Annotated in this window: 17 protein-coding genes and 2 tRNA genes; 14 read left to right on the top strand and 5 right to left on the bottom strand. The window is 70.8% G+C overall.

Annotated features, from left to right (window positions below; translation table 11 throughout):
- The first annotated feature begins 153 nt into the window (after window positions 1-153).
- From BAW75_RS26090 to BAW75_RS26060, 7 genes are all read left to right on the top strand, one after another.
- Window positions 154-948 carry a nucleotidyl cyclase domain-containing protein gene (locus BAW75_RS26090; protein ID WP_146074902.1) on the top strand — a complete coding sequence of 265 codons (795 nt, stop codon included), beginning with the start codon at window positions 154-156 and terminating at the stop codon, window positions 946-948.
- Window positions 945-3,299 (top strand): hypothetical protein, encoded by a 2,355-nt coding sequence (locus BAW75_RS26085; RefSeq protein WP_104115227.1) that lies wholly within the window; start codon window positions 945-947, stop codon window positions 3,297-3,299. Before BAW75_RS26090 ends, BAW75_RS26085 begins: the two co-directional genes overlap by 4 nt.
- On the top strand, window positions 3,296-5,026 hold the full coding sequence (locus BAW75_RS26080; protein WP_146074901.1) for a vWA domain-containing protein: 1,731 nt from the start codon (window positions 3,296-3,298) through the stop codon (window positions 5,024-5,026). Before BAW75_RS26085 ends, BAW75_RS26080 begins: the two co-directional genes overlap by 4 nt.
- Window positions 5,027-5,120: 94 nt before the next feature.
- Window positions 5,121-5,756: a vWA domain-containing protein gene (locus BAW75_RS26075; protein ID WP_244206272.1), complete on the top strand. Its 636-nt coding sequence runs from the start codon at window positions 5,121-5,123 to the stop codon at window positions 5,754-5,756.
- A 322-nt stretch (window positions 5,757-6,078) separates the two neighbouring features.
- The gene (locus BAW75_RS26070) at window positions 6,079-6,987 is read left to right on the top strand and encodes a protein phosphatase 2C domain-containing protein (protein ID WP_167435621.1); all 909 of its coding nucleotides are present in this window, start codon (window positions 6,079-6,081) and stop codon (window positions 6,985-6,987) included.
- 8 nt (window positions 6,988-6,995) lie between these two features.
- Window positions 6,996-8,027, top strand: a complete 1,032-nt coding sequence (locus BAW75_RS26065; RefSeq protein WP_104115224.1) for a protein kinase family protein — start codon at window positions 6,996-6,998, stop codon at window positions 8,025-8,027.
- 96 nt (window positions 8,028-8,123) lie between these two features.
- Window positions 8,124-8,825: a Crp/Fnr family transcriptional regulator gene (locus tag BAW75_RS26060; protein WP_208635312.1), complete on the top strand. Its 702-nt coding sequence runs from the start codon at window positions 8,124-8,126 to the stop codon at window positions 8,823-8,825.
- Here BAW75_RS26060 and BAW75_RS26055 read toward each other — a convergent pair.
- The 3 genes from BAW75_RS26055 to BAW75_RS26045 form a co-directional block, all read right to left on the bottom strand.
- The gene (locus BAW75_RS26055; protein ID WP_104115223.1) at window positions 8,810-10,324 is read right to left on the bottom strand and encodes a hypothetical protein; all 1,515 of its coding nucleotides are present in this window, start codon (window positions 10,322-10,324) and stop codon (window positions 8,810-8,812) included. The genes BAW75_RS26060 and BAW75_RS26055 overlap by 16 nt on opposite strands.
- 211 nt (window positions 10,325-10,535) lie before the next feature.
- Window positions 10,536-11,039: a Pycsar system effector family protein gene (locus BAW75_RS26050; RefSeq protein ID WP_104115222.1), complete on the bottom strand. Its 504-nt coding sequence runs from the start codon at window positions 11,037-11,039 to the stop codon at window positions 10,536-10,538.
- An 859-nt stretch (window positions 11,040-11,898) separates the two neighbouring features.
- Window positions 11,899-11,972, bottom strand: a tRNA-Gly gene (locus BAW75_RS26045).
- Between the two features lie 265 nt (window positions 11,973-12,237).
- Between BAW75_RS26045 and BAW75_RS26040 the strand changes: the two genes are divergently transcribed.
- The 5 genes from BAW75_RS26040 (at window position 12,238) to clpX (ending at window position 16,820) form a co-directional block, all read left to right on the top strand.
- Window positions 12,238-12,311: transfer RNA gene (locus BAW75_RS26040), tRNA-Pro, on the top strand.
- A gap of 149 nt (window positions 12,312-12,460) precedes the next feature.
- Window positions 12,461-13,807: a trigger factor gene (gene tig / locus BAW75_RS26035; protein WP_043328957.1), complete on the top strand. Its 1,347-nt coding sequence runs from the start codon at window positions 12,461-12,463 to the stop codon at window positions 13,805-13,807.
- A gap of 175 nt (window positions 13,808-13,982) precedes the next feature.
- Complete coding sequence (locus BAW75_RS26030; RefSeq protein ID WP_013288035.1) at window positions 13,983-14,624, top strand: ATP-dependent Clp protease proteolytic subunit; 642 nt, start codon at window positions 13,983-13,985, stop codon at window positions 14,622-14,624.
- Window positions 14,625-14,638: 14 nt separating this feature from the next.
- Entirely contained in the window at window positions 14,639-15,301 is a 663-nt protein-coding gene (locus BAW75_RS26025) for an ATP-dependent Clp protease proteolytic subunit (protein ID WP_013288034.1), read from the top strand.
- A gap of 226 nt (window positions 15,302-15,527) precedes the next feature.
- Window positions 15,528-16,820, top strand: a complete 1,293-nt coding sequence (gene clpX / locus BAW75_RS26020) for an ATP-dependent Clp protease ATP-binding subunit ClpX (protein ID WP_013288033.1) — start codon at window positions 15,528-15,530, stop codon at window positions 16,818-16,820.
- A 23-nt stretch (window positions 16,821-16,843) separates the two neighbouring features.
- Here the strand turns inward: clpX and BAW75_RS26015 are convergent, their stop codons facing one another.
- Window positions 16,844-17,467: a helix-turn-helix domain-containing protein gene (locus BAW75_RS26015; RefSeq protein WP_104115240.1), complete on the bottom strand. Its 624-nt coding sequence runs from the start codon at window positions 17,465-17,467 to the stop codon at window positions 16,844-16,846.
- 41 nt (window positions 17,468-17,508) lie between these two features.
- Between BAW75_RS26015 and BAW75_RS26010 the strand changes: the two genes are divergently transcribed.
- Window positions 17,509-18,342 (top strand): EamA family transporter, encoded by an 834-nt coding sequence (locus BAW75_RS26010; protein ID WP_104115220.1) that lies wholly within the window; start codon window positions 17,509-17,511, stop codon window positions 18,340-18,342.
- A gap of 39 nt (window positions 18,343-18,381) precedes the next feature.
- Complete coding sequence (locus BAW75_RS26005) at window positions 18,382-19,179, top strand: carbon-nitrogen hydrolase family protein (protein WP_104115219.1); 798 nt, start codon at window positions 18,382-18,384, stop codon at window positions 19,177-19,179.
- A gap of 6 nt (window positions 19,180-19,185) precedes the next feature.
- Here the strand turns inward: BAW75_RS26005 and BAW75_RS26000 are convergent, their stop codons facing one another.
- A complete protein-coding gene (locus tag BAW75_RS26000) occupies window positions 19,186-19,407 on the bottom strand; it encodes a hypothetical protein (protein ID WP_013288029.1) in 222 nt (73 codons plus the stop codon).
- Window positions 19,408-20,016 lie beyond the last annotated feature (609 nt).

Below are 20,016 nucleotides of genomic sequence, written 5' to 3'. Positions count from 1 at the left end.
GTGGCTCTGCGATTCCCACCGCCGAGAAGGCGGATGGTGGGGGAACTGACCCGCGGAACGAGCCCCCCTTTACGCCAGATGTCCTACTCGCAGCGGGAGGCGCCCCCCAGCATGTTTTCAGCGTGCGCTCGGAGACGACCGTGAGGAGTGACCATGGCTGCACCCACCCCGCATTCGATCATGGTGGTGGACATCGAGGGTTTCGGTAAGCGGAGCAATCCGGTGCAGTCCTCACTGCGGGACAGCATGTACGAGGTCGTCCGGAATGCCTTCGCTGACGCTCACCTGAGCTGGACCGACGTCCATCCGCAGGACAGGGGGGACGGCATCCTGATGCTGCTGCCGCCGTCGACCTCGATCGTCGCGCTCGCCGGGGAACTGGTCCGGGCACTGGATGCGGGGCTGCGGGAGAAGGCGAAGATCTTCACAGCGACGCATGCGATGCGCTTCCGTGTCGCCCTGCACCAGGGGCTTTGCCAGCGTGACTCCAACGGCTGGGTCGGTGAGGCGATCAACACGGCCAGCCGGCTCGTTGACGCGCAGGTTCTGCGAGACGCGCTGGCCGCCGCTCCGACGGCCGTCCTCGCCTTCGCGGTCTCCGACGAGATCTACCGCGGTGTGATACGGCACGACTACCGCTTCGTCGACTCGTCGACCTTCGGACCGGCCGTGCTCAACGTCAAGGAGTTGCGGCAGGAGCGGGTCTGGATCCAGGTGCCGGGATATCCGTACCCGCCGGGCCTGCCGGACGAGGCGTCGGCGGACGAGGTCCCGTCGGGTGACTCGCAGGCGCGCTCGGCGTCGTCGGAGGGGCGGCACGTCGCCCGGCCTGACCCCTTCCCGCGGGTCGAGCAGAGTGGTGGCTTCTTCTTCCACGGCTCGGACGTCCGGGTGACGGGTGACCAGGTCGCCGGGGACAAGCACGTGCGGGGTCGGAGGGAACTGTGACCACTTCCGCCGCGGCGACGGCTGGTGTACCGCCGACCGGGGCGGCCAACGTCGCGTCACCCGGGCCGGTCGCTGGCACCGCGACCGCCCCGGACGACGGCGCGGGTCCTTCCGCCACCCCGAACAGCAACAGCGCCTCCGCCACCTCCCCGCCGGCCGGCTCCTCGGATCCGGCCGCCGAACTGCGTACGCCGACGACGCTCGACTCGCAGGATCGTTCGTTGGCGCCCTCAGCGCCGCCCGACGGGATGCGCCGGCAACACAACCTCCGCCGGTCATCCCAGTTCGTCATCGGTGGCGACCAGGTCGGCCGGGACAAGTACGTCGTCATGCTCGGCGGGCGCGAGCGCACCCCGTTGCAGCGGTTGTCGCCTATGTTGACCAATCCGGTCCGGCACGCCTTCGTGGAGCCGGCGGAGTGGCCGCGGATGCGCGGCGCCTGCGCCGAGAAGCGAATCGTGATCCTGCGTGGGGCGCGCGGCGCCGGGAAGACGGCCACCGCGATCCGCCTGCTGCAGTCTCCCTCCGACCGACGCGTCTTCAACCTCGACCAGAACGTCGACCTGCAGCGGTTGGGACACTGGCTGGAACTGGACGGGGAGTCGGAGAATCCGCTGCCGTCGGGCGCCGGCTTCCTGCTCTGCGAGCCAGCAGGCTGGGGTGCCACCCGGGGCTGGATGCTGCAGCAGTTGCACGTTGTCCTCGACCGGATCGATGCCCGGCTGGTGCTGACCGTCGGTGCCGACGCAGCCCTAGCCGACCAGGACCTCATGGAGTTCGTGGTCGACCTGGGCGACCCGCCGGGGCATGCCGACGTGCTCGCCCGCCACCTCAGCTGGCGGCTGCGGACCAGCCAGGAGGGCGCCGATGCCGAGCGTCTGAGCAGCCAGATGCTCGCCGATCCCGATCTGCTGGCGTACACCCGGGAACTCTTCGTCCCGGGGACCCCGCTGAAGGTGGCCGCGGACCTCGCCCTGGTCATCAGCCAGCAGCTCGACGGCGGGGCGGTGGACGTCGACCGGCTACGGGCGCGGATGGCCGACAGGTTGACGGAGGACTTCGACATCTGGTTCGGCGGGTTGCCGGACGTGCCGTCCCGCTGCCTGGCCATCGCCTTGGCGGTGCTGAACGGCCTGTCCTACGAGGTGGTCGTACGGGCGGCCCGACGGCTCGCCGAGCGGCTGGACGGACCGCCCGAGGGCGGCGCGGGCGGCGATCGACAAGCGCCCTGGCGCGATCCGTTCGGCCTGACCCGGCGGGAGCGGGAACGGCTGCTGCGTGCCCGGTCCAGGCAGACCGACATCCGCAGCCCCTGGGGGAACGTCCGGGCCGACGTGCTGGAGTACGTGGACGACGGTTACGCCCAGATGGTGCTGGAGCACGTCTGGCGGCAGTACCAGATCCACGACGAGCTGCTGGAGTGGCTGCACGACCTGGCCGACGATCGCGGCTCGGAGGAGGTCCGGGTCTGGGCCGGCACCGCTCTCGGCCTGCTCTCCACCTACGCGTTCGAGGCGGTCCTCACACGGGTGCTTCGCCCGATGGCTCTCGACGAGCAGCGGTACTGGCTGCGCGACGTAGTCGCGTATGCGCTCCGGGTTCCCGCCGAGGACGCCCGGTGGCGTCCACTGGTGGAGAACGTGGTCGCCGGTCTCTACGGGAACCCGGCGCTTCCGGTCGGCCAGGCGACCGCCGCCCGGATCCACGGGGTAAGCCTCGGGCCACTCAACACGAGGGCCGCCCTGGCTGCTCTCGACCGGTTGGCGGTGATCGACGACTTCCGCGTCGCCAACGGCATCGGCGACAGCCTCGCCGACGTGTTGTTGCAGGACGAGGAGCACAACGCGCCGCTGGTGCTCAGTCGCATCTCCAGTTGGCTCAACGACCGCCGGCGCAACGTGGCTGGCCAGTACGTCTTCCTCTGGCTGGCGAAGTCGCTGCGGGCCGAGGCCGGGGCGGGCGAGCTGACCGGGGCGGAAGCCGGTGACCGGCCCGGGGCCGCCGGTCCGGACCAGTCGAACTACTGGCCGACACTGCTGCTCCTGGCCGACCGGCATCCGCAGTTGCGGGTGGTGCTGGTCGACATGTGGCAGGCCGTGTTGAACGCCGGCACCTTCTCCAACCTCACCGAACAGGCTCTGACCGGGTGGGCGGCGATGGCCGAGGCGGACCATTGGGTGGGGACCGCGTTCATCCGGATGTTGACCGACGTGGCCGCCCGCAGCGACCGGACCCGACAACTGATCCGTCGACTCGCCGCCAACTGGCGGGCGGTCGACAACCTGCAACCACACCCGCGTACGGCCTATGCGGTCGAGGCCGCGCTCGCTCCGGGAGGGAGCTTTCAGTGACCACTCCACTGCCGCTGATACTTGAGGTGAGCCCGGTCGCCCGTGGGCCGTTCACCGTCACCAGGGCCACCACACCGTCGCGTGCCGTGGTGTATGCGACGGGCGGCGGCGAGGTGACGTCCTTCGACGGGAAGCCGATGCGCTGGTCGCAGCAGGCGTTGTCGCCGTACCGGACCCGCTACGACGTCGACACCGGCGACCACCGGCGGCGGGCGGAGCTGCGCAGTACCCCGCTGCCGTCCCGCGGCGACGTGCACTTCTTCGTGGCGACCGTTGACGTCGCGTTTCGCGTGCACGATCCATGTGAGATCGTCCGGCGCAACGTGACCGACGCCATGCCGATCGTCTACGGCGCGATCGTCGACCGGTTCGTCCCGATCACCCGGTCGTTCGGCATCGAGCAGTCGGCCCAGGCCGAGGACGCCCTACGCCAGCATTTCGGTTCCGGCTGGGTACTGCCCGAGGGCATCACCATCTTCGCGCTGTCACCCCGGCTGTTGCCCGACGAGGCGGCGAGCCGTTACCTGCGGGAGAAGGTCGAGGCCAGCCGGACGGTCGAACTCAACCGGATCCGGCACGACGTGCACGTCCAGCAGGCGATGCACCAGGGCCAGCTCGAGCAGATGCAGCAGCACCACCGGATCCAGGCGGCCCGCACCGAACTGACCGAGCTGGGGGATCGGCCGCTCGACCCGGCCGAGCTGATCCGCCTGCACCTGGCCCGGAACCCGCAGGACACGATGGCCGCGATGCAACTGCTCGCTGCCCACGAGCAGGCAATGCTGCAGCGGCAGGACCTGCACAACCAGCAGACCACGGAACTGTTCCGGTTCCTGGTCGAGAAGGACCTCATCCTCGCCGCCGATGTGGAACCCATGCTTGCGCACACCATGCGGCGCCTCGGCGCGACCGATGTACGGCCACTCGGACTGCCGGCCGCGCCGGCCGGTTGGACCCAGCCGCCGGTGCTCGATCCGGCCGGCCACGCTCCGGCGGACGGCCGGGACAAGCCTCCGGCGGTCATCCTGGAACAGGACCCGAAGAGCCGGGTCTGGACCCCGGCCGCCGGGGTCCAACCGGTCTACGTGATGGTCGACGAGTCCGCCGACGTGGCACCCTGGATCGGCGACTTGAGCAACGGCCTGCACACCCTGCACGACGCCCTGGTGCAGGCAGCCGACGTGTCCCCAGCGATCCGGCTGGCCGTGCTCGGCTTCGCCGACGAGGTCGCCAGTCGGCTTCGGATGGACGTGGTGACCGCGGGCAGCCAGTCACCCTGGCTGACCCCCCGCGGCCCGGCGAATTACGCCAACGCCTTCGAGACGCTGCTGGACAGCATCGGCCACGACATCGAGACGCTCAAGGCGCAGCAGCCCAACGTCCGCCGACCGATCGTCTTCTTCCTCAGCGGCAGCGCGCCCCGCGACGGCGAGAGCTGGACCAGCCCGTACCGGCGGCTCGTGGACCGCGCCAGCCACCGGTACGCGCCGAACGTGGTGGCCTGCGGAATCGGAGCGGCCCCGCCGGCGTTGATCGCCACCATCGCCACCGAGCCGGCGTTCGGGTTCGTGATGGTGCCCGACAGCGACGTGCACGCCGCCATCGCGCAGTACTGGCGGGCGCTGGCCGTGAGCGTCATCGACTCCGGCCGAGCCCTCATCGACGGCTCGGGGGAACTGACCATCTCCCCGCCGGTCGGCTTCCGGATCGCCAGCGAACTGGTCTGATCGTCCCCTGCACAGCGGTAAGTCCGGCCCGTGGGCCGGGGAAAGTGAGGTAGACATGTCCGGCGGCCACGCAAATCTTCTACCGGTGTACGTGATGGCGGACGAGTCCGGTTCCATGACCAAGGTGATGGGTCAGCTCAACGAAGGGCTGCGTTCGTTGCACGAGGCGCTGCTTGGCGAACCGATGGCGGCGGCGAAAGTGCGGTTCTCCGTGCTCGGCTTCTCGGAGACCGTCCTGGAGCACCTCCGGCTGGCCGACCTGCGGCACGCGGAGGAGATGCCGGAACTCAAACCGCGCGGCCGGACCAGTTACGGCGCCGCCTTCGGCGACCTGCGCCAGCGCATCCCGGCGGACGTCGACGTGCTAAAGGCGGAGGGATTCACGGTGCACAGACCCGCCGTGTTCTTCCTCAGCGACGGCCAGCCCACCGACAAGGGTTGGCTGGAGGTGCACCGGCAGCTCATCGATCGCAATGTCACCAAGGGTGCGCCCAACATCGTCGCCTGTGGCATCGGCGACGCGCAGGCGGCCACCATCCGCCAGGTGGCTACCCGGGACGAGTACGGCTTCATCGCGAACGCCGGCACTGACGTTGGCGCCTCCATCGCCCGCTTCTGCACCGCGCTGACCAAGAGCATCGTGGAGTCGGGGCGGTCGCTCGGCTCCGCGCAGCCCGAGCTGGTGGTCGAGCGGCCGCAGGGTTTCCGGATGGCCATCGATGTGGTCTAGGTGGCGGCGCGGAGGGGGGCGACCCGTCCGGCTGGAGGACGACCAGGTGGTGCGTGAACCGGGGTACCGCGAGCCCGACCGGCCCAGCGGGCACGGCGACGCACCGCTGTACCGACCGGAGCGGGGGCCGGGACGTGACGGCGGGCGACCGGAGCCGTCCCCAGATGCGGACACCCCCGGGCAGCCGCGCGGTGGCGCGCATCCGGTCGACCGGCCCCCGCCCGCCCGGGGCGCTGCCCGTCCGCCGGCCACCGACCGGCGGCCGCCGAGGGGGGCGCCGCCGCGGCCGGAGTTGTACGAGGCGGGTGGCTCCCCAGCCGGGGTGGCACGCCCGACCCGCCAGCCGGCCGACCGGGCCGGCGGGCGACCGGGCCGGTCGCCGCAGTGGCTGCCCGTGGTGCTCGGGACGCCGACGGCGGACTTCGAACCCCGCCCCGCCGAGGACCAGACGTACCGGCCGGATACCGTAACCGACGGTTGGTCCACCCGGGACTTCACCGTGCGCGCCGCCTCCGTACGCGGCTACCTGCACCGCCACCGAGGTACGCCGCGCCAGGACGATTTCGCCGTGGTGGTCCACCCGCCCACCGGCGCGGTCGTGTTCGCCGTCGCCGACGGGGTCTCCGCGGCCCGGCACTCGCACCTCGGCGCCGCGCTGGTGTGTCGGGCGGCGGTCCGGGAGATCCTCGCTGACCTAGCCGCCGGTCACCCGGTGGACTGGCAGAACGTGGTGCAGCAGGCGGCCTGGCAACTGGTGGAGCAGACCCGGACCCTGCTCGGCCTGGGCGAGGCGGATCCGGCCGCCGCCGAGGAGGCGATGGCGAGCACCCTGGTCGCCGGGATGGTTCTGCCGGACGGTCCTACCGTGTCGCTCATCCAGGTCGGTGACACCGGCGCCTGGGTGTTGCGCGACGGCGCGTACCGCAGCCTCCTCGACGGCAAGCTGCACACCGGTGACCCGGTCGTCTCGTCCGCGGTGACCGCTCTGCCGCGGACGCCTCGGGTCAGCCCGCGAAGGGGACCCCTGGGGCGCGACGAGGTGCTGCTGATCGGCACCGACGGCTTCGGTGACGCGCTGGGCGACGGCGCCGGCCAGGTGGGACGTTACTTCGCCGGTCGGCTGGCGAGGCCGCAGCCACCGGTCCAGTTCGCCTACCACCTTGACTTTTCCCGGGAGACGTACGACGACGACCGGACCCTGCTGGCGATCTGGCCGCGGACGAAAGCCTGAGGAGATCGATGGACGATGCGCTCGCGCCACAGTTCGACGTTCGTTCGCTCGGTGCGCTGACCCAACTGGGCAAGGGCGGCCAGGGCTGCGTGTACGCCATTGACGGACTCCGGATCAACAAGGAGTGGCCGGTTGTCTACAAGGAGTACGACCCAGTCGTCTGCCCACGGCTCGACGTCGCGCAGTTGAGGCGGATGGTCTCGTTCGTGCCGACGTTGGATCCGGCCACTGGTCGCTGGCTGTGCGAGCAGTGCGCCTGGCCCGCGGCGTTGGTCACCTCCGGGCCGGTGGTCCGCGGGCTGCTCATGCGCCGTATCCCGGCGGATTTCGAGATCGGCCTGCCCGCAGGCGGAGGGACAGTGCGTCGACCCGCCGGTTTCCAGTTCCTGTTGAACTCCGACTCCTACCTGGCCCGGATGGCCATCCCGGTGGACGACCGGGGCCGGCTGCTGCTGCTGGCAGACCTGGCGCGGTCGCTGTCCCGACTGCACCGCCTCGGGGTGGTGGTCGGTGACCTGTCTCCGAACAACCTGCTCTTCTGCCTGGGTAACCGGCCGCGCTGCTTCTTTATCGACTGCGACGCCATGCGACTCGCGGGGGGCTCCGTGCTACCGCAGACGGAGACTCCGGACTGGGAGGTGCCACTGCCCGGTGGGGAGCCCCTCGCAACACCGGCCACCGACGCGTACAAGTTCGGTCTGCTCGCCGTGCGGCTCTTCGCCCGCGACCAGAGCAGCCGGGATCCGTCCGTACTCGCTGCGGTCTCCGACGATCTCGCCGACCTCGCCGAGGCGAGTATGTCCGTCATTCCCGCCCGACGCCCGGCCCCGCAGGACTGGATCACCGCGTTGACCTCCGTCGCGGCTGGCGACCGTCTCGACGGCCCCCCGGTGCCGGTGGGTGTGGGTGCCGGATCGGGCCCCGACGACGGGTCCACCATAGTTCCTGCGGCAAGCGGGTCGGGCAACATCGGCCGTACGCTCGCGCTGCTGGTGATGCTGGGCATCCTGATCGTCTATCTGGTAAACAGGTTCGGCTGACGATCCGCTCCGTTCGGTCCGTGCCGACCGGGAACCGCCGCCCTACGATGACCCTGTCGGGTGCCGGGCTCCACAGTCGACAGGGAGGCGACGGGCATGGATCTGGGGCGCCACCACCGGGTGCCGTTCTGGCATGCCCTGGCGGAGGAGCAGCGGGCGGGACTTCGGGCGCTCGGGTCGCTGTGCCGCTACCCGCCGGAGGCCGTGCTGGTGCATGAGCGTGACGATAGCGACTTCGTCATCGTGCTTCTGGAGGGCTGCGTCAAGGTCTCCGCGAACACCCAGCGGGGTTACCAGGCGGTGCTGGCCCTGCGCGACGGCGGTGACCTGGTCGGCGAACTGGCCGGCTTCGACGGAGGTGGTCGGTCCGCGACCCTGACCGCGATGACCCCGGTGGAGGCGCTGGTCATTCCCGCGGACCGGTTCCGGGTGTTCCTCAAGGGCTCCCCGCAGGCCGCCGAGATCGTGCAGCGCACCGTCTCCATCAGGTTGCGCGAGGCCGACCGTCAACGAGCCGCCGCCGGGGCCGAGTCGGTCCCACAGCGCCTCGCCGAGCTGCTGCTGGACCTCGGGCGCCGCTACGGGGTGCCGGACGACCACGGCGGGCTGCTCGTCGAGCTGCCGCTGTCGCAGGCGGATCTGGCCGGTCTGGTGCTCAGCTCACAGCGCACGGTCGGCCGGACGCTGGAGCACTGGCGCGACGAGGGCTGGGTGGTGACCGGCCGGCGCAGTGTGCTGATCACCGCCGCCGGACGGGCGGCGCTCGCCGCCGCACCACACGGTCAGATGTCCCGGTAGGACAGCACGGGGTGACCGGACTGCCGGGCGAACGGATTCCACAACGCTACGAAGCGCTGCTTGGCGGCCGTGGCGGCCCGGGACTCCCGGTCACCGGTCCGCCGGTCGGTACCGCGCATCGCTGACGACCCGCATCCGTGGCGGGCCACCGCGCTTGCCCAGCGCGCATAGGCGTCGTCCGCCGCTGCCGAATGGCGCAGCGCCGAGACGAGATTCGCGTGCAGCTCCGCACCGCGCGGCAGTTGGTCGGTCTCGATCGCGGTGACCCGGCTGAGGACCTCCCGCCGGCCGGCCCCGGCCTGCCGGAAGTCGGCGGCTGCGCCGGTCGGGTCGAGGCACCGGGTGACCTTTTCCACCGCCGGGGCGATCGTGCGGCGGTCCTGCTTTGACCGGGCGAGGATCTCGGCCAGGACGGCCGCCTGGTCCCTCGAGGCTGTTGAGGGCTGCCGCGGGCCATCGCCCGACATGGTCGACCGCTCATCGGCAGCCGGGCCGGAGTGCGGATCATCGACGCAGGACGAGATCCGCGTCACGCCGCAGAGGAGGAGCACCACGGCCAGCGCGACCTTGCCCGCCGTACCTGCCCGTCGCGGCGACCGGGTGACCGGGCGGGTGGCGGTGGGCGGGCGCGTCGGTGCGGGTCGACCGGGCGGCCGGGTGGCCCGGCTAGGCGGCGGCCCGGCTGCCGTCGGCGCGGCATCCGGGACGCCAGGGCCGGGTCCCGGTGGGACGGTGGCGCTGATCCGCGGTTGGGCCCGGGCGGCCTCGACCGCCCGCTGCAACGGCCCGATCCACTCTGCCAGGCTGGGGCGGCTGGTCGGTGCCCGGTCCAACCCGCGGTCGACGAGTTCATGGACGTCGGCGCCGGCCCGCTGCGCCGCCGCCGCGTCACGCGTCGACTGGTCGCCGGCGAGCAGCCGTACGCAGAGCAGCGTGAACTTGTACGCGTCGCTGGCCGGCGTGGTTAGTTCCTCACCCTGGCCGCCCGGCACCTCCCAGTCGGTGGTCTCGATCTGCGGCAGCGCCGAGGCGCCGTCCAGCCGCATCGCATCGCAGTCGAGGAAGAAGCAGCGGGGCACTGTCTCCCGGCTGAAGAGCAGGTTGTTGGGGGAGAGATCGCCGACCGCCAGGCCGAGGCGGTGGAAGTCGGCCATGGCCCGAGCCGTGTCCAGCAGAAACCCGAGTCGGAACACGTCGTCGATGGCGAGGTCGCGGGCGGCCAGGTAGTCGTCGGTGTTCAGCAGCAACTGAACCTGGGCGAGCTTCTGCACGTACCTGGTGGTGAGCCGTAGCGGCGTGTCGAACACCGGCGGCACCTGACGCATCAGGAAGCCGGCGAGCCGCCCGCCGCGTTCCACCACCGCCACCGGCCACGCCGTGCGCTCGTGGAGCAGGCGCGCATCGGCCTCGGCCAGCCGTCCCGGCAACTCCACCAGCCTCTCCAGCACCGGGCGGTCGACCCGGCCCAAGGTTGTCCGGTCGTACTCCTTGTACGCCACCGGCCATCGGCCGTCGATTAGCCGGTTCGGGACTGCGTGCACGGTGCCCTGGCCGCCGGAGCCGAGCACGGTCAGTGGGCCGAGCGACTCGGCGGTGATGGGACCCAGGTCAGCGCTGGAAATTGGACGCTCCTCCCGCTACGGGTTTGCCGCCCTCCGTCCTACCGGCCGGATTCGCCCGGGAACAGGACATCTGGCGACCTGCCGCCGGTCACCCAGTGAATGGCCCGGCCAGGCTCGCCAGCGCGACCACCAGGATCGCGCCGGAGGCGCAGCGGATTCCCCAGCTCAGATGGCGGTACTTGCGCCGGCCGACGATGCTGTTGGCCCACACCTGGCTGCCGACCTCGCGCCGGAGCGCATCCGGATCCCGGAGCAGCGCGACGAACTCGGCGACGAATTCCGACTCCCTCGTCTCGAACCGTTCCCCGATGTGACCGAAGTGCAGCAGGGACCGTTGCTGGCCGGTGATCGTGGTGCGGGGCGCCACGGCCAGCACCGTGGCGACGAGGCTGGCGGCCAGCAGGCCCAGCGCGAGGAGCAGCAGCACGGTCGCGACCGGTTGTCGCTCGAATGCCTCCCGCCCCTGCACGCGTAGGGCGATCAGGCCGATCAGCGCGCCGTCCAGGGTCAGTACTAGGCTGGCCTTGGTATCGGCGTGCCGGAGCCACTCGTTGACGTTCTGCAACACCTTCCACGGCTCCTCGTGCTCCACCGACCCAGGCTATCGATCATCCTCAGTGGCCGGTAGGATGCGCGGCACGCTGTCGCATTGCCTACCGATGCTTGACTCCGCGCGGCACCGGAAACCCTGGTGCGGTCGCCGCCGCGCAGCCGTCACCATGTGTTGATGACCGACGCACGTGGCCAGGCCCGGTAGGTGCCGCCGATGGTGGCCGAGGCGAGCGGCGGGGACCAGGACGACCTGCGGTGCCTCCTGGTCGCGCTGTCTGCCGTGCACGCGGACGACGACGTCAGTGCCGCCCGGGCGACGTTGCGGCTGCTGGCGGGTACGCCTCGGCTACTGATCCGGCTCGACGAGCACGTACGGCACTCTGCTGCACCCGCTGCTCGGTCACCCGGAGGCCCGGCTATGCGTGGCCGGCGGCGGTCTGTGCTTTGGCCCGACTCGACGCCGTTCCGATGCTCCGCGATCCGGCCGCCAGTGTGGTCCGGGAGGCGGCCACCGCGCTGCCCCCCGATCAACGGGCGCTTCCGCCGAGCTGCCCGAGGAACTGCTCGCCGACAAGCGGGTGCCCCGGCTACCGGCTGCTCGGCACCCAGCCGTGGGCGCTGCGGCTGCGGGCGGCGCTGCTGCTGGTCGGGGGACCCGGAACCACGGCTCGCCGAGCGGGCCTCGGCCGACCTGACCGGGTTCGCGCGGGCCACCGTGGACCGGTGCAGTTAGGCATCGTCGGAACTGACCGGGCCACAGCGGGCGGAGCTGCTCCGGCTGCCCGCAGTGGCCGAGCCGGCCTCGGCGCCCGGGCTGCCGGGCGGCTGACCGACTGGCTGCGGGCGAGCTGACGCGGCGCGCCAGCCACGCCCGCGTAGCGGACCGGCCGTCCGTGAAGTGGAGCGGGCGACGGGAATCGAACCCGCACCGTCAGTTTGGAAGACTGAAGCTCTGCCATTGAGCTACGCCCGCGAGCGCCCCACCACAGCAGGGCGCGCCGACAGCGTACCCAATCCGGGTTGGCGCCGCGAAGCGCATACCCCGCGCTCGCCGCGGACCGTCAAGATCCACACCACCTCGGCGAGGTGGCGCCTTCCCGGGCCCTCGGACCCAGCCACTTCCCCGAACTGGCGGCTCGGCGGCGGCCCAGCGGCGGCCCGGCGGCGGCCCGCCGCCGGCCGCGCCGCGCCCCGGTCACCCGCGCGGGGGACCGGACGGCATACACTCTTCGTCGCCACGGGGTGTGGCGCAGCTTGGTAGCGCACTCGCTTTGGGAGCGAGGGGCCGTGGGTTCAAATCCCGCCACCCCGACTGTCGTTCGCGACCGGATCGTCCCGGGAACCGCCGGTTTTTTCCGCGCGGTGCCCGGGCCCTGCCGATGCCGTCGGCCGGCTCGCCTACACTCGATGCGCGCAATCACGCCCCAGAATCAACACCCAGATCCGTCAAGGAGTACGCCTGTGAAGAGCACCGTCGAGACTCTGAGCCCGACGCGCGTGCGGCTCGCCATCGAGGTGCCGTTCGTCGAGCTCGAGCCGAGCCTCAAGAAGGCGTACCGGGAGATCGGCCAGCAGGTCCAGGTTCCCGGCTTCCGCCGGGGCAAGGTTCCCAGCGCGGTGATCGACCAGCGGGTGGGCCGGGGGACCGTCCTCAACGAGGCGATCCAGGAGGCCATCCCGCAGAACATCCTCGCCGCGGTCCGGGAGCACGACCTGAAGACGCTGGGCCGTCCCGAGGTCGACATCACGGAGTTCAACGACGGCGACTCGCTCAACTTCACCGCCGAGGTGGACGTCCGGCCGGAGATCACCCTGCCGGACCCGGCCACCATCGAGGTGACCGTCGACGAGATCGAGATCGCCGACAGCGAGATCGACGAGCAGATCAACAGCCTGCGCGAGCGCTTCGCCACGCTGAAGACCGTCGAGCGGGCCGCCCAGGAGGGCGACTTCGTGCAGATCGACCTGAACGCCACGGTCGACGGCGAGGAGGTCCCGGGCGGTTCGGCGAGCAACATCTCGCACGAGGTGGGCAGCAAGCAGCTCCTGCCGGGTCTGGACGAGGCGCTGGTCGGCCTGGCCGCCGGCGACAGCACCACCTTCACCACGCAGCTCGTCGGCGGCGACTACGCCGGCCGCGACGCCGACGTGGCGGTGACCGTCCGCACGGTCAAGGAGAAGGAGCTCCCCGAGCTCAACGACGACTTCGCGCAGATGGCCAGCGAGTTCGACACCATCGACGAGCTGCGCGGCGACCTGCGGGAGCGGATCACCCGGGGCAAGCAGGTCGAGCAGATCTACGCCGCCCGCGACAAGGCCCTGGAGCAGATGGTGGCCGCCGCCGAGGTGCCGGCGCCCGAGGGCGTCGTCAAGGAGGAGGTCGAGAGCCGCAAGGCCGCGATGGTCGACCAGCTCGAGCGCATCGGCGCCTCCCTGGAGGAGTACCTCGCGGCGGAGGAGAAGACCGAGGAGCAGATCGACGCCGAGCTGACCGAGGCGGCGACCGACGGCGTCAAGATCCAGCTCCTGCTGGACACGCTGGCCGACGCCGAGGACGTGCAGGTCTCCGACGACGAGTTCGGTCACGAGATCGTGCACCGGGCGCAGCGCGCCGGCATGGCCCCGCAGCAGTACTACGACCAGCTGGTCCGCTCCGGCGCCGCCGCGGCCGTCTTCGGCGACGTCCGCCGGGGCAAGGCGCTCGCCGCGGTGATGGAGAAGATCAAGATCAAGGACTCGGCGGGCAACGAGGTCTCCCTCGACGCGCTGCGGGCCCAGAACGAGGCCGAGCACGACCACCAGCACTGACCGTCGGGGGTGTCGGCCGCCGTCCCGCGCTGTGCGCCGGGAGGCGGCCGAAACCCTTTCCGGGGTACGCCGTGCGGGTGACTGCGCTGAGAGCGAACAGTGCCCCGACCGGGAGTACGCCTCCCGGCTGAGCGGTTAGTGTCGGGTAGGACGGTACGGAGAGCGAAGGGCTGCCATGACCGACATGCACATCCCCAAGAAGTCGCTCCGGGTGAACGAGGCCCGCGGTGGCGACTCCATTGGCAACCTCGACGACTCGGTCTACAACCGGTTGCTCAAGGAACGGATCATCTTCCTGGGCAGCGAGGTGAACGACCAGGTGGCCAACCGCATCTGCGCGCAGCTCCTGCTGCTCGCCGCGGAGGACCCGGACCGCGACATCTTCCTCTGGATCAACTCGCCGGGTGGCTCGGTCTACTCCGGCATGGCGATCTACGACACCATGCAGTACATCGACAACGACGTCTCGACAGTGGCGATGGGCATGGCGGCCTCGATGGGCCAGCTGCTGCTCTGCGCCGGCACCAAGGGCAAGCGCTACGCCCTGCCGCACGCGCGGATCATGATGCACCAGCCGTCGGGTGGCCTCGGCGGCACCGCGTCGGACATCGCGATCCAGGCCGAGCAGATGCTCTACACCAAGCGGATGTTCCAGGAGCGGGTCGCGTTCCACACCGGCCAGTCCCAGGCGCAGATCGAGGCGGACTCGGACCGTGACCGTTGGTTCACCGCCCAGGAGGCCATGGACTACGGCTTCATCGACAAGGTGATCATCGGGGCCGCGCAGGTTCCGGATGGCGCCGGGACCCTGAGCTGACCGAGGAGCTGACGATGACCGACCTGAGCCTGCCGCCCCAGTTCGCGGCCGTGCACAACCGCTACGTCCTGCCGTCGTTCGTCGAGCGCACGTCGTACGGGATGAAGGAGTCCAACCCGTACAACAAGCTCTTCGAGGACCGGATCATCTTCCTCGGCGTGCAGGTGGACGACGCGTCGGCCAACGACGTGATGGCCCAGCTGCTGACGCTGGAGGGCACCGACCCGGACCGCGACATCATCATGTACATCAACTCGCCCGGTGGCTCCTTCACCGCCATGACGGCGATCTACGACACCATGCAGTACGTCCGCCCGGACATCCAGACCGTCTGCCTCGGGCAGGCGGCGAGCGCGGCGGCGGTGCTGCTCTCCGCGGGCACCCCGGGTAAGCGGATGGCGCTGCCCAACTCCCGGATCATCATCCACCAGCCGGCCACTGAGGGCGGCTACGGCCAGGGCTCGGACATCGAGATCCAGGCGCGGGAGATCCTGCGGATGCGGACGCAGCTGGAGGACATGCTGTCCCGGCACTGCAACCGCCCGATCGAGCAGGTCCGCAAGGACATCGACCGTGACAAGATCATGACGGCCGAGGAGTCCAAGGAGTACGGGCTGGTCGACACGATCCTGACCAGCCGCAAGAAGGGTCTGCTGGCGTCGCACGCCGCGGGCTGAGCCACGTGTGGTCGGAGGTCGGCCGGGGTATCGTTCCCGGTCGACCTCTGACACACCGGTTTTGGGGGTCGGAGAAAACCCGGCCACCGGGTAACGTCGGGTCTGTACCGCTCCGCCGGTCGGATCGGTGGAGCCGACAGCATGGTGGAACGACAGGACGGACGGGCGCTCCGGCGCTCGCAGGTCAGGGCCGGCGTTCCGGCCGATGAGTGCAGGGAGAACGTAGGTGGCACGGATCGGTGACGGCGGCGACCTACTGAAATGCTCGTTCTGCGGCAAGTCGCAGAAGCAGGTCAAGAAGCTCATCGCGGGCCCTGGCGTCTACATCTGCGACGAGTGCATCGATCTCTGCAACGAGATCATCGAAGAGGAGCTGGCCGAGTCCGGCGAGGTGAAGTGGGAAGAGCTTCCCAAGCCGATGGAGATCTGCCAGTTCCTCGACAACTACGTGGTGGGTCAGGAGCAGGCCAAGAAGGCGCTCGCCGTCGCGGTCTACAACCACTACAAGCGGATCCAGGCCGAGGCCGCCGGCGCCCCGGGGTCCGGCACCGACGGCGTGGAGCTGGCCAAGTCCAACATCCTGCTGCTCGGCCCGACCGGCTGCGGCAAGACCCACCTGGCGCAGACGCTCGCCCGGATGCTCAACGTCCCGTTCGCCATCGCGGACGCCACCGCGCTCACCGAGGCGGGCTACGTCGGCGAGGACGTCGAGAACATCCTGCTGAAGCTGATCCAGGCCGCCGACTACGACATCAAGCGCGCCGAGACGGGCATCATCTACATCGACGAGGTCGACAAGATCGCCCGCAAGTCGGAGAACCCCTCGATCACCCGTGACGTCTCCGGCGAGGGCGTGCAGCAGGCGCTGCTGAAGATGCTCGAAGGCACTGTCGCCAACGTGCCGCCGCAGGGCGGGCGCAAGCACCCGCACCAGGAGTTCATCCAGATCGACACCACGAACGTGCTGTTCATCTGCGGTGGCGCGTTCGCCGGGCTCGACCAGATCATCGAGGCCCGCACCGGCTCCGGCGGCACCGGCTTCGGCGCCCGGCTCCGGTCCGTGTCCGAGCGGTCGACCGACGACATCTTCAGCCAGGTCATGCCGGAGGACATGTTGAAGTTCGGGCTGATCCCCGAGTTCATCGGCCGCCTTCCGGTGATCACCAACGTGCGCAGCCTCGACCGCTCGGCCCTGGTGCGGATCCTCACCGAGCCGCGCAACGCGCTGGTCCGTCAGTACCAGCGCCTGTTCGAGCTGGACGGCGTCGAGCTGGAGTTCGAGCAGCCCGCGCTGGAGGCCATCGCCGATCAGGCCATGCTCCGCGGCACCGGTGCCCGCGGCCTGCGGGCGATCATGGAAGAGGTGCTCCTCTCCGTGATGTACGAGGTGCCGAGCAACCCCGACGCCGCCCGGGTGCTGATCACCCGCGAGGTCGTGCTGGAGAACGTCAACCCGACGATCGTGCCCCGCGAGTTCACCGGCCGGCGCCGGCGGGACCGCGAGGAGAAGTCGGCCTGACCGCCGTCGCGACCGCGCCCGGGTCAGCTCGGGCGCGGTCCGCGTGAACGGGTCCGCCGGTCCCACTCGCCCGACGGGGTGACCACCACCATCATCAGGCGCACCGGCTCGTTGCCGGCCGTCCGGTAGCCGTGCTCCCGGTCGGCGTGGAACTCGACCGTCTCGCCGGCGCGTACCTCGTGGTCGACGCCGTCGACGGTGACCGTCGCGGCGCCGTCGAGCACGTGCAGGATCTCTCGGGTGCCGTGGGCGTGGTCGGGGGAGCGCAACGTCTCTCCGGGTTCCATCCGCCAGTCCCACAGCTCGACCAGGTCGGGTTCGCCGAGCCCACTGAGCAGACGCGCCAGACCGCCGTGCGGGCCGCGCCACAGCACCGGCGCGTCATCGGCAGCGCTGACCCGTACCGTGCTCTCCTCGGCCGGCTCCAGCAGCCGGGCGATGCTGACGCCGAACGCGTCGGCGACCCGGCAGAGCGTGCCGATGCTCGGGTTGGTGCGGGCACCCTCGATCTGCACGAGCATGCCCTTGCTGACGCCGGACCGGCCGGCCAGTTCCTCGAAGGACCAGCCGCGGGCGGCTCGCAACTCACGTACCTGCCGGGCGACCGCTGAGGTCACCGCGCCGACCCGTCCGCTTGCGTCGGTCATCACACTGTCCTTCACGGTCACTATTATGGTACGACTGCGATGTGCTCCCCATTGTCCTCGCCGCCGTCTCGGCGCTCGCCTTCGGCACGGCCGACTTCTCCGGCGGCAAGGCGTCCCGATGGGCCGACCCCATCGCTGTCACCGTCGTGTCGCAGATGCTCAGCATTCCGCTGCTGGTCGTGCTCGTACTCGTCGTGCCCGGCACCCCGAGCGCGCTCGACCTGGGCTGGGGACTGCTGGCCGGGGTGGCGGGCGCGGGCGGCGTCATGCTGCTCTACCGCGCGCTGGCCACCGGCGTCATGGCCGTCGTCGCGCCGGTCACCGCGATCACGGCGGCGATCGTGCCGATCGTCGCCGGTCTGGTCCTCGCCCATTCCCCAGGTGCCGTGGCGCTGGGCGGCGCCGGGCTCGCCGTGGTCGCGATCGCGCTGGTCAGCCTGGGGGAGCGCGGCGCCGCACGCCGCGTCTCCGGCCGCGTCCTGGCCATGGCACTCGCCGCGGGACTGCTCTTCGGCGTCTTCTTCGCGCTGCTCGGCCAGGCCGACGAGAGCGCGGGCATGTGGCCGGTTCTGGCGGTACGCGTCAGCTCCGTCGCGTTCGGCCTCGCGCTCGCCGCGCGTACCGGCACTCGCCTGCGCCTCGGGCGGCGTGTGCTCGGCTGGGCCGCGGCCGCCGGCCTGCTCGACTCGGCAGCGAACGCGCTCTTCCTCGCCGCCGCCGGACGCGGCCACCTGAGCGTGGTGGCCGCCGTCGCCTCGCTCTACCCGGCGAGCACCGTCCTGCTCGCGCTCGCCGTCGACCGGGAACGGCTCCGGCCGGTGCAACTGGCCGGACTCGGGTTCGCCGCCGCCGCGCTCGTGCTGTCCAGCGTCTGAGCCCTGTCGCGCGCCCGCCTGCGCCCGTACCCTCGGGTCATGCGCGTCGCCGTCTGCCAGCTCAACGCCCGCGACGACCGGGCGGCGAACCTCGCCGCCGCCGAGGCCCTGCTGGTCAGGGCCGCGGCGGCCGGCGCCGACCTCGCCCTCCTTCCGGAGTACGTCGACTACCTCGGCCCCGACGACCGGATGCCCCCGGCGGAGCCGGTCGACGGCGAGGTGGGGCGGTTCTTCGCGGCGGTCGCCCGGCGGCTCGGCATGTGGGTGCTCGCCGGCTCGTTCCACGAGGCCGGGCCGGACCCCGCGCACACCTGGAACACCTCGCTGGTCTTCGACCGCGAGGGCGCGCTCGCCGCCGCCTACCGCAAGATCCATCTGTACGACGTGGAGATCCCCGGCCGCGTCTCCTACCGGGAGTCGGCAACCGTCGCGCCCGGGGAGAAGCCGGTGGTGGTCGACGTCGAGGGCCTGCGGGTGGGCCTGTCCATCTGTTACGACCTGCGGTTCCCCGAGTTGTACCGGCAGCTCGCGACCGACGGCGGCGCCGAACTGCTCGTCGTGCCGGCCGCGTTCATGATGCACACCGGGCGGGACCACTGGGAGGTGCTGCTGCGGGCCCGGGCAATCGAGAACCAGTGCTTCGTGGCGGCGGCGGGCCAGACGGGTGATCACGACCCGGGCCGGACGTGCTTCGGCCGGAGCATGGTGGTGGACCCGTGGGGGACAGTGCTGAGCCAGGTCGCCGACGGTCCGGGACTGGCGGTCACCGAGATCGACCTGGAGCGGCTGCGGACGATCCGCGCCGAGCTGCCCAGCCTGGCCAACCGCCGGCTCTGACCGCGGTCAGCCTCCGAACAGCAGGCCCAGGGCGGCGATTCCGGCGATCGCCGCCGCAGTGACCAGCAGGGCGGTGGTCATCCGGGAGGGGCCGCGCCGGGCCAGGCGTCTGATCGACAGCACCAGTACGGCGAGCACGACGGCCCCGATCACCAACTGCCAGAACGGCAGCAGGAGGCCGAGCAGAGCGTCCTCGGCGACGGCCGGGACCGGGGACGGGTCATCCATGCCGACCACTCTGGCACGGGGCCGCCGCCGGGGGATCCCTTCCGCGGGTGCTTTCCGGCGGGTATCGGCTGCGCGCGCTCCGCTCGGGCAATGACGATCATTGATTTGCCTTCCACGGCCGGTCCGCGTAACTTTCTCTCTGCACGCGGGAGGCCGGGGCAAACCGGCCGAGAACGGGCGCCAGGCTGGTGGCGGCGACGCCGAGCCAGACTGAGATTCGGGCGGTGCTCGACACTCCGGGACACGGAGTTGCGAAGGCGAAGCCGACCGGGTAGAGTTCGAAAGCCGGCAGGGAGCCGGGCGGGTGGTCGCGAAAGCGACGCCGGCCGGTCCGCCGAAACCCACGAGAGCCACGAACGCCGGAAGCGGCGAGCGTCAGCGTGGGTCTGGTCGAACCAAGTTGATCACCTCGGACACGAGGTTGACGACGAACGTGAGACCGAGTAGGTTGGAGAGGTTGCCCCAAACGGGGGCTCCGCGGTGCGGGGTTTCTGGTTGGTGTGTGGTTGTTCTTTGAGAACTCAACAGGGTGCTTGTAAAGCCAGTGCCAATTGTTTTATACCCCGGACTGGTGGCTGTTCTTTGGAATGGTTGCTGGTTGGGATTCCT

It is taken from the genome of Micromonospora chalcea (assembly GCF_002926165.1).
Classification (GTDB): Bacteria; Actinomycetota; Actinomycetes; order Mycobacteriales; family Micromonosporaceae; genus Micromonospora; species Micromonospora chalcea.
This window is presented reverse-complemented; position numbering and strand designations above follow the sequence as displayed.

Bases quoted from the DNA above. Each gene is read 5' to 3' on its own strand.
- BAW75_RS26075 (WP_244206272.1), top strand. From the start codon at position 5,121: ATGGCGGACGAGTCCGGTTCCATGACCAAGGTGATGGGTCAGCTCAAC.
- BAW75_RS26090 (WP_146074902.1), top strand. From the start codon at position 154: ATGGCTGCACCCACCCCGCATTCGATCATGGTGGTGGACATCGAGGGT.
- BAW75_RS26015 (WP_104115240.1), bottom strand. From the start codon at position 17,467: ATGACCGACGCAAGCGGACGGGTCGGCGCGGTGACCTCAGCGGTCGCC.
- BAW75_RS26030 (WP_013288035.1), top strand. From the start codon at position 13,983: ATGACCGACATGCACATCCCCAAGAAGTCGCTCCGGGTGAACGAGGCC.
- BAW75_RS26025 (WP_013288034.1), top strand. From the start codon at position 14,639: ATGACCGACCTGAGCCTGCCGCCCCAGTTCGCGGCCGTGCACAACCGC.
- BAW75_RS26065 (WP_104115224.1), top strand. From the start codon at position 6,996: ATGGACGATGCGCTCGCGCCACAGTTCGACGTTCGTTCGCTCGGTGCG.
- BAW75_RS26060 (WP_208635312.1), top strand. From the start codon at position 8,124: ATGGATCTGGGGCGCCACCACCGGGTGCCGTTCTGGCATGCCCTGGCG.
- BAW75_RS26005 (WP_104115219.1), top strand. From the start codon at position 18,382: ATGCGCGTCGCCGTCTGCCAGCTCAACGCCCGCGACGACCGGGCGGCG.
- BAW75_RS26000 (WP_013288029.1), bottom strand. From the start codon at position 19,407: ATGGATGACCCGTCCCCGGTCCCGGCCGTCGCCGAGGACGCTCTGCTC.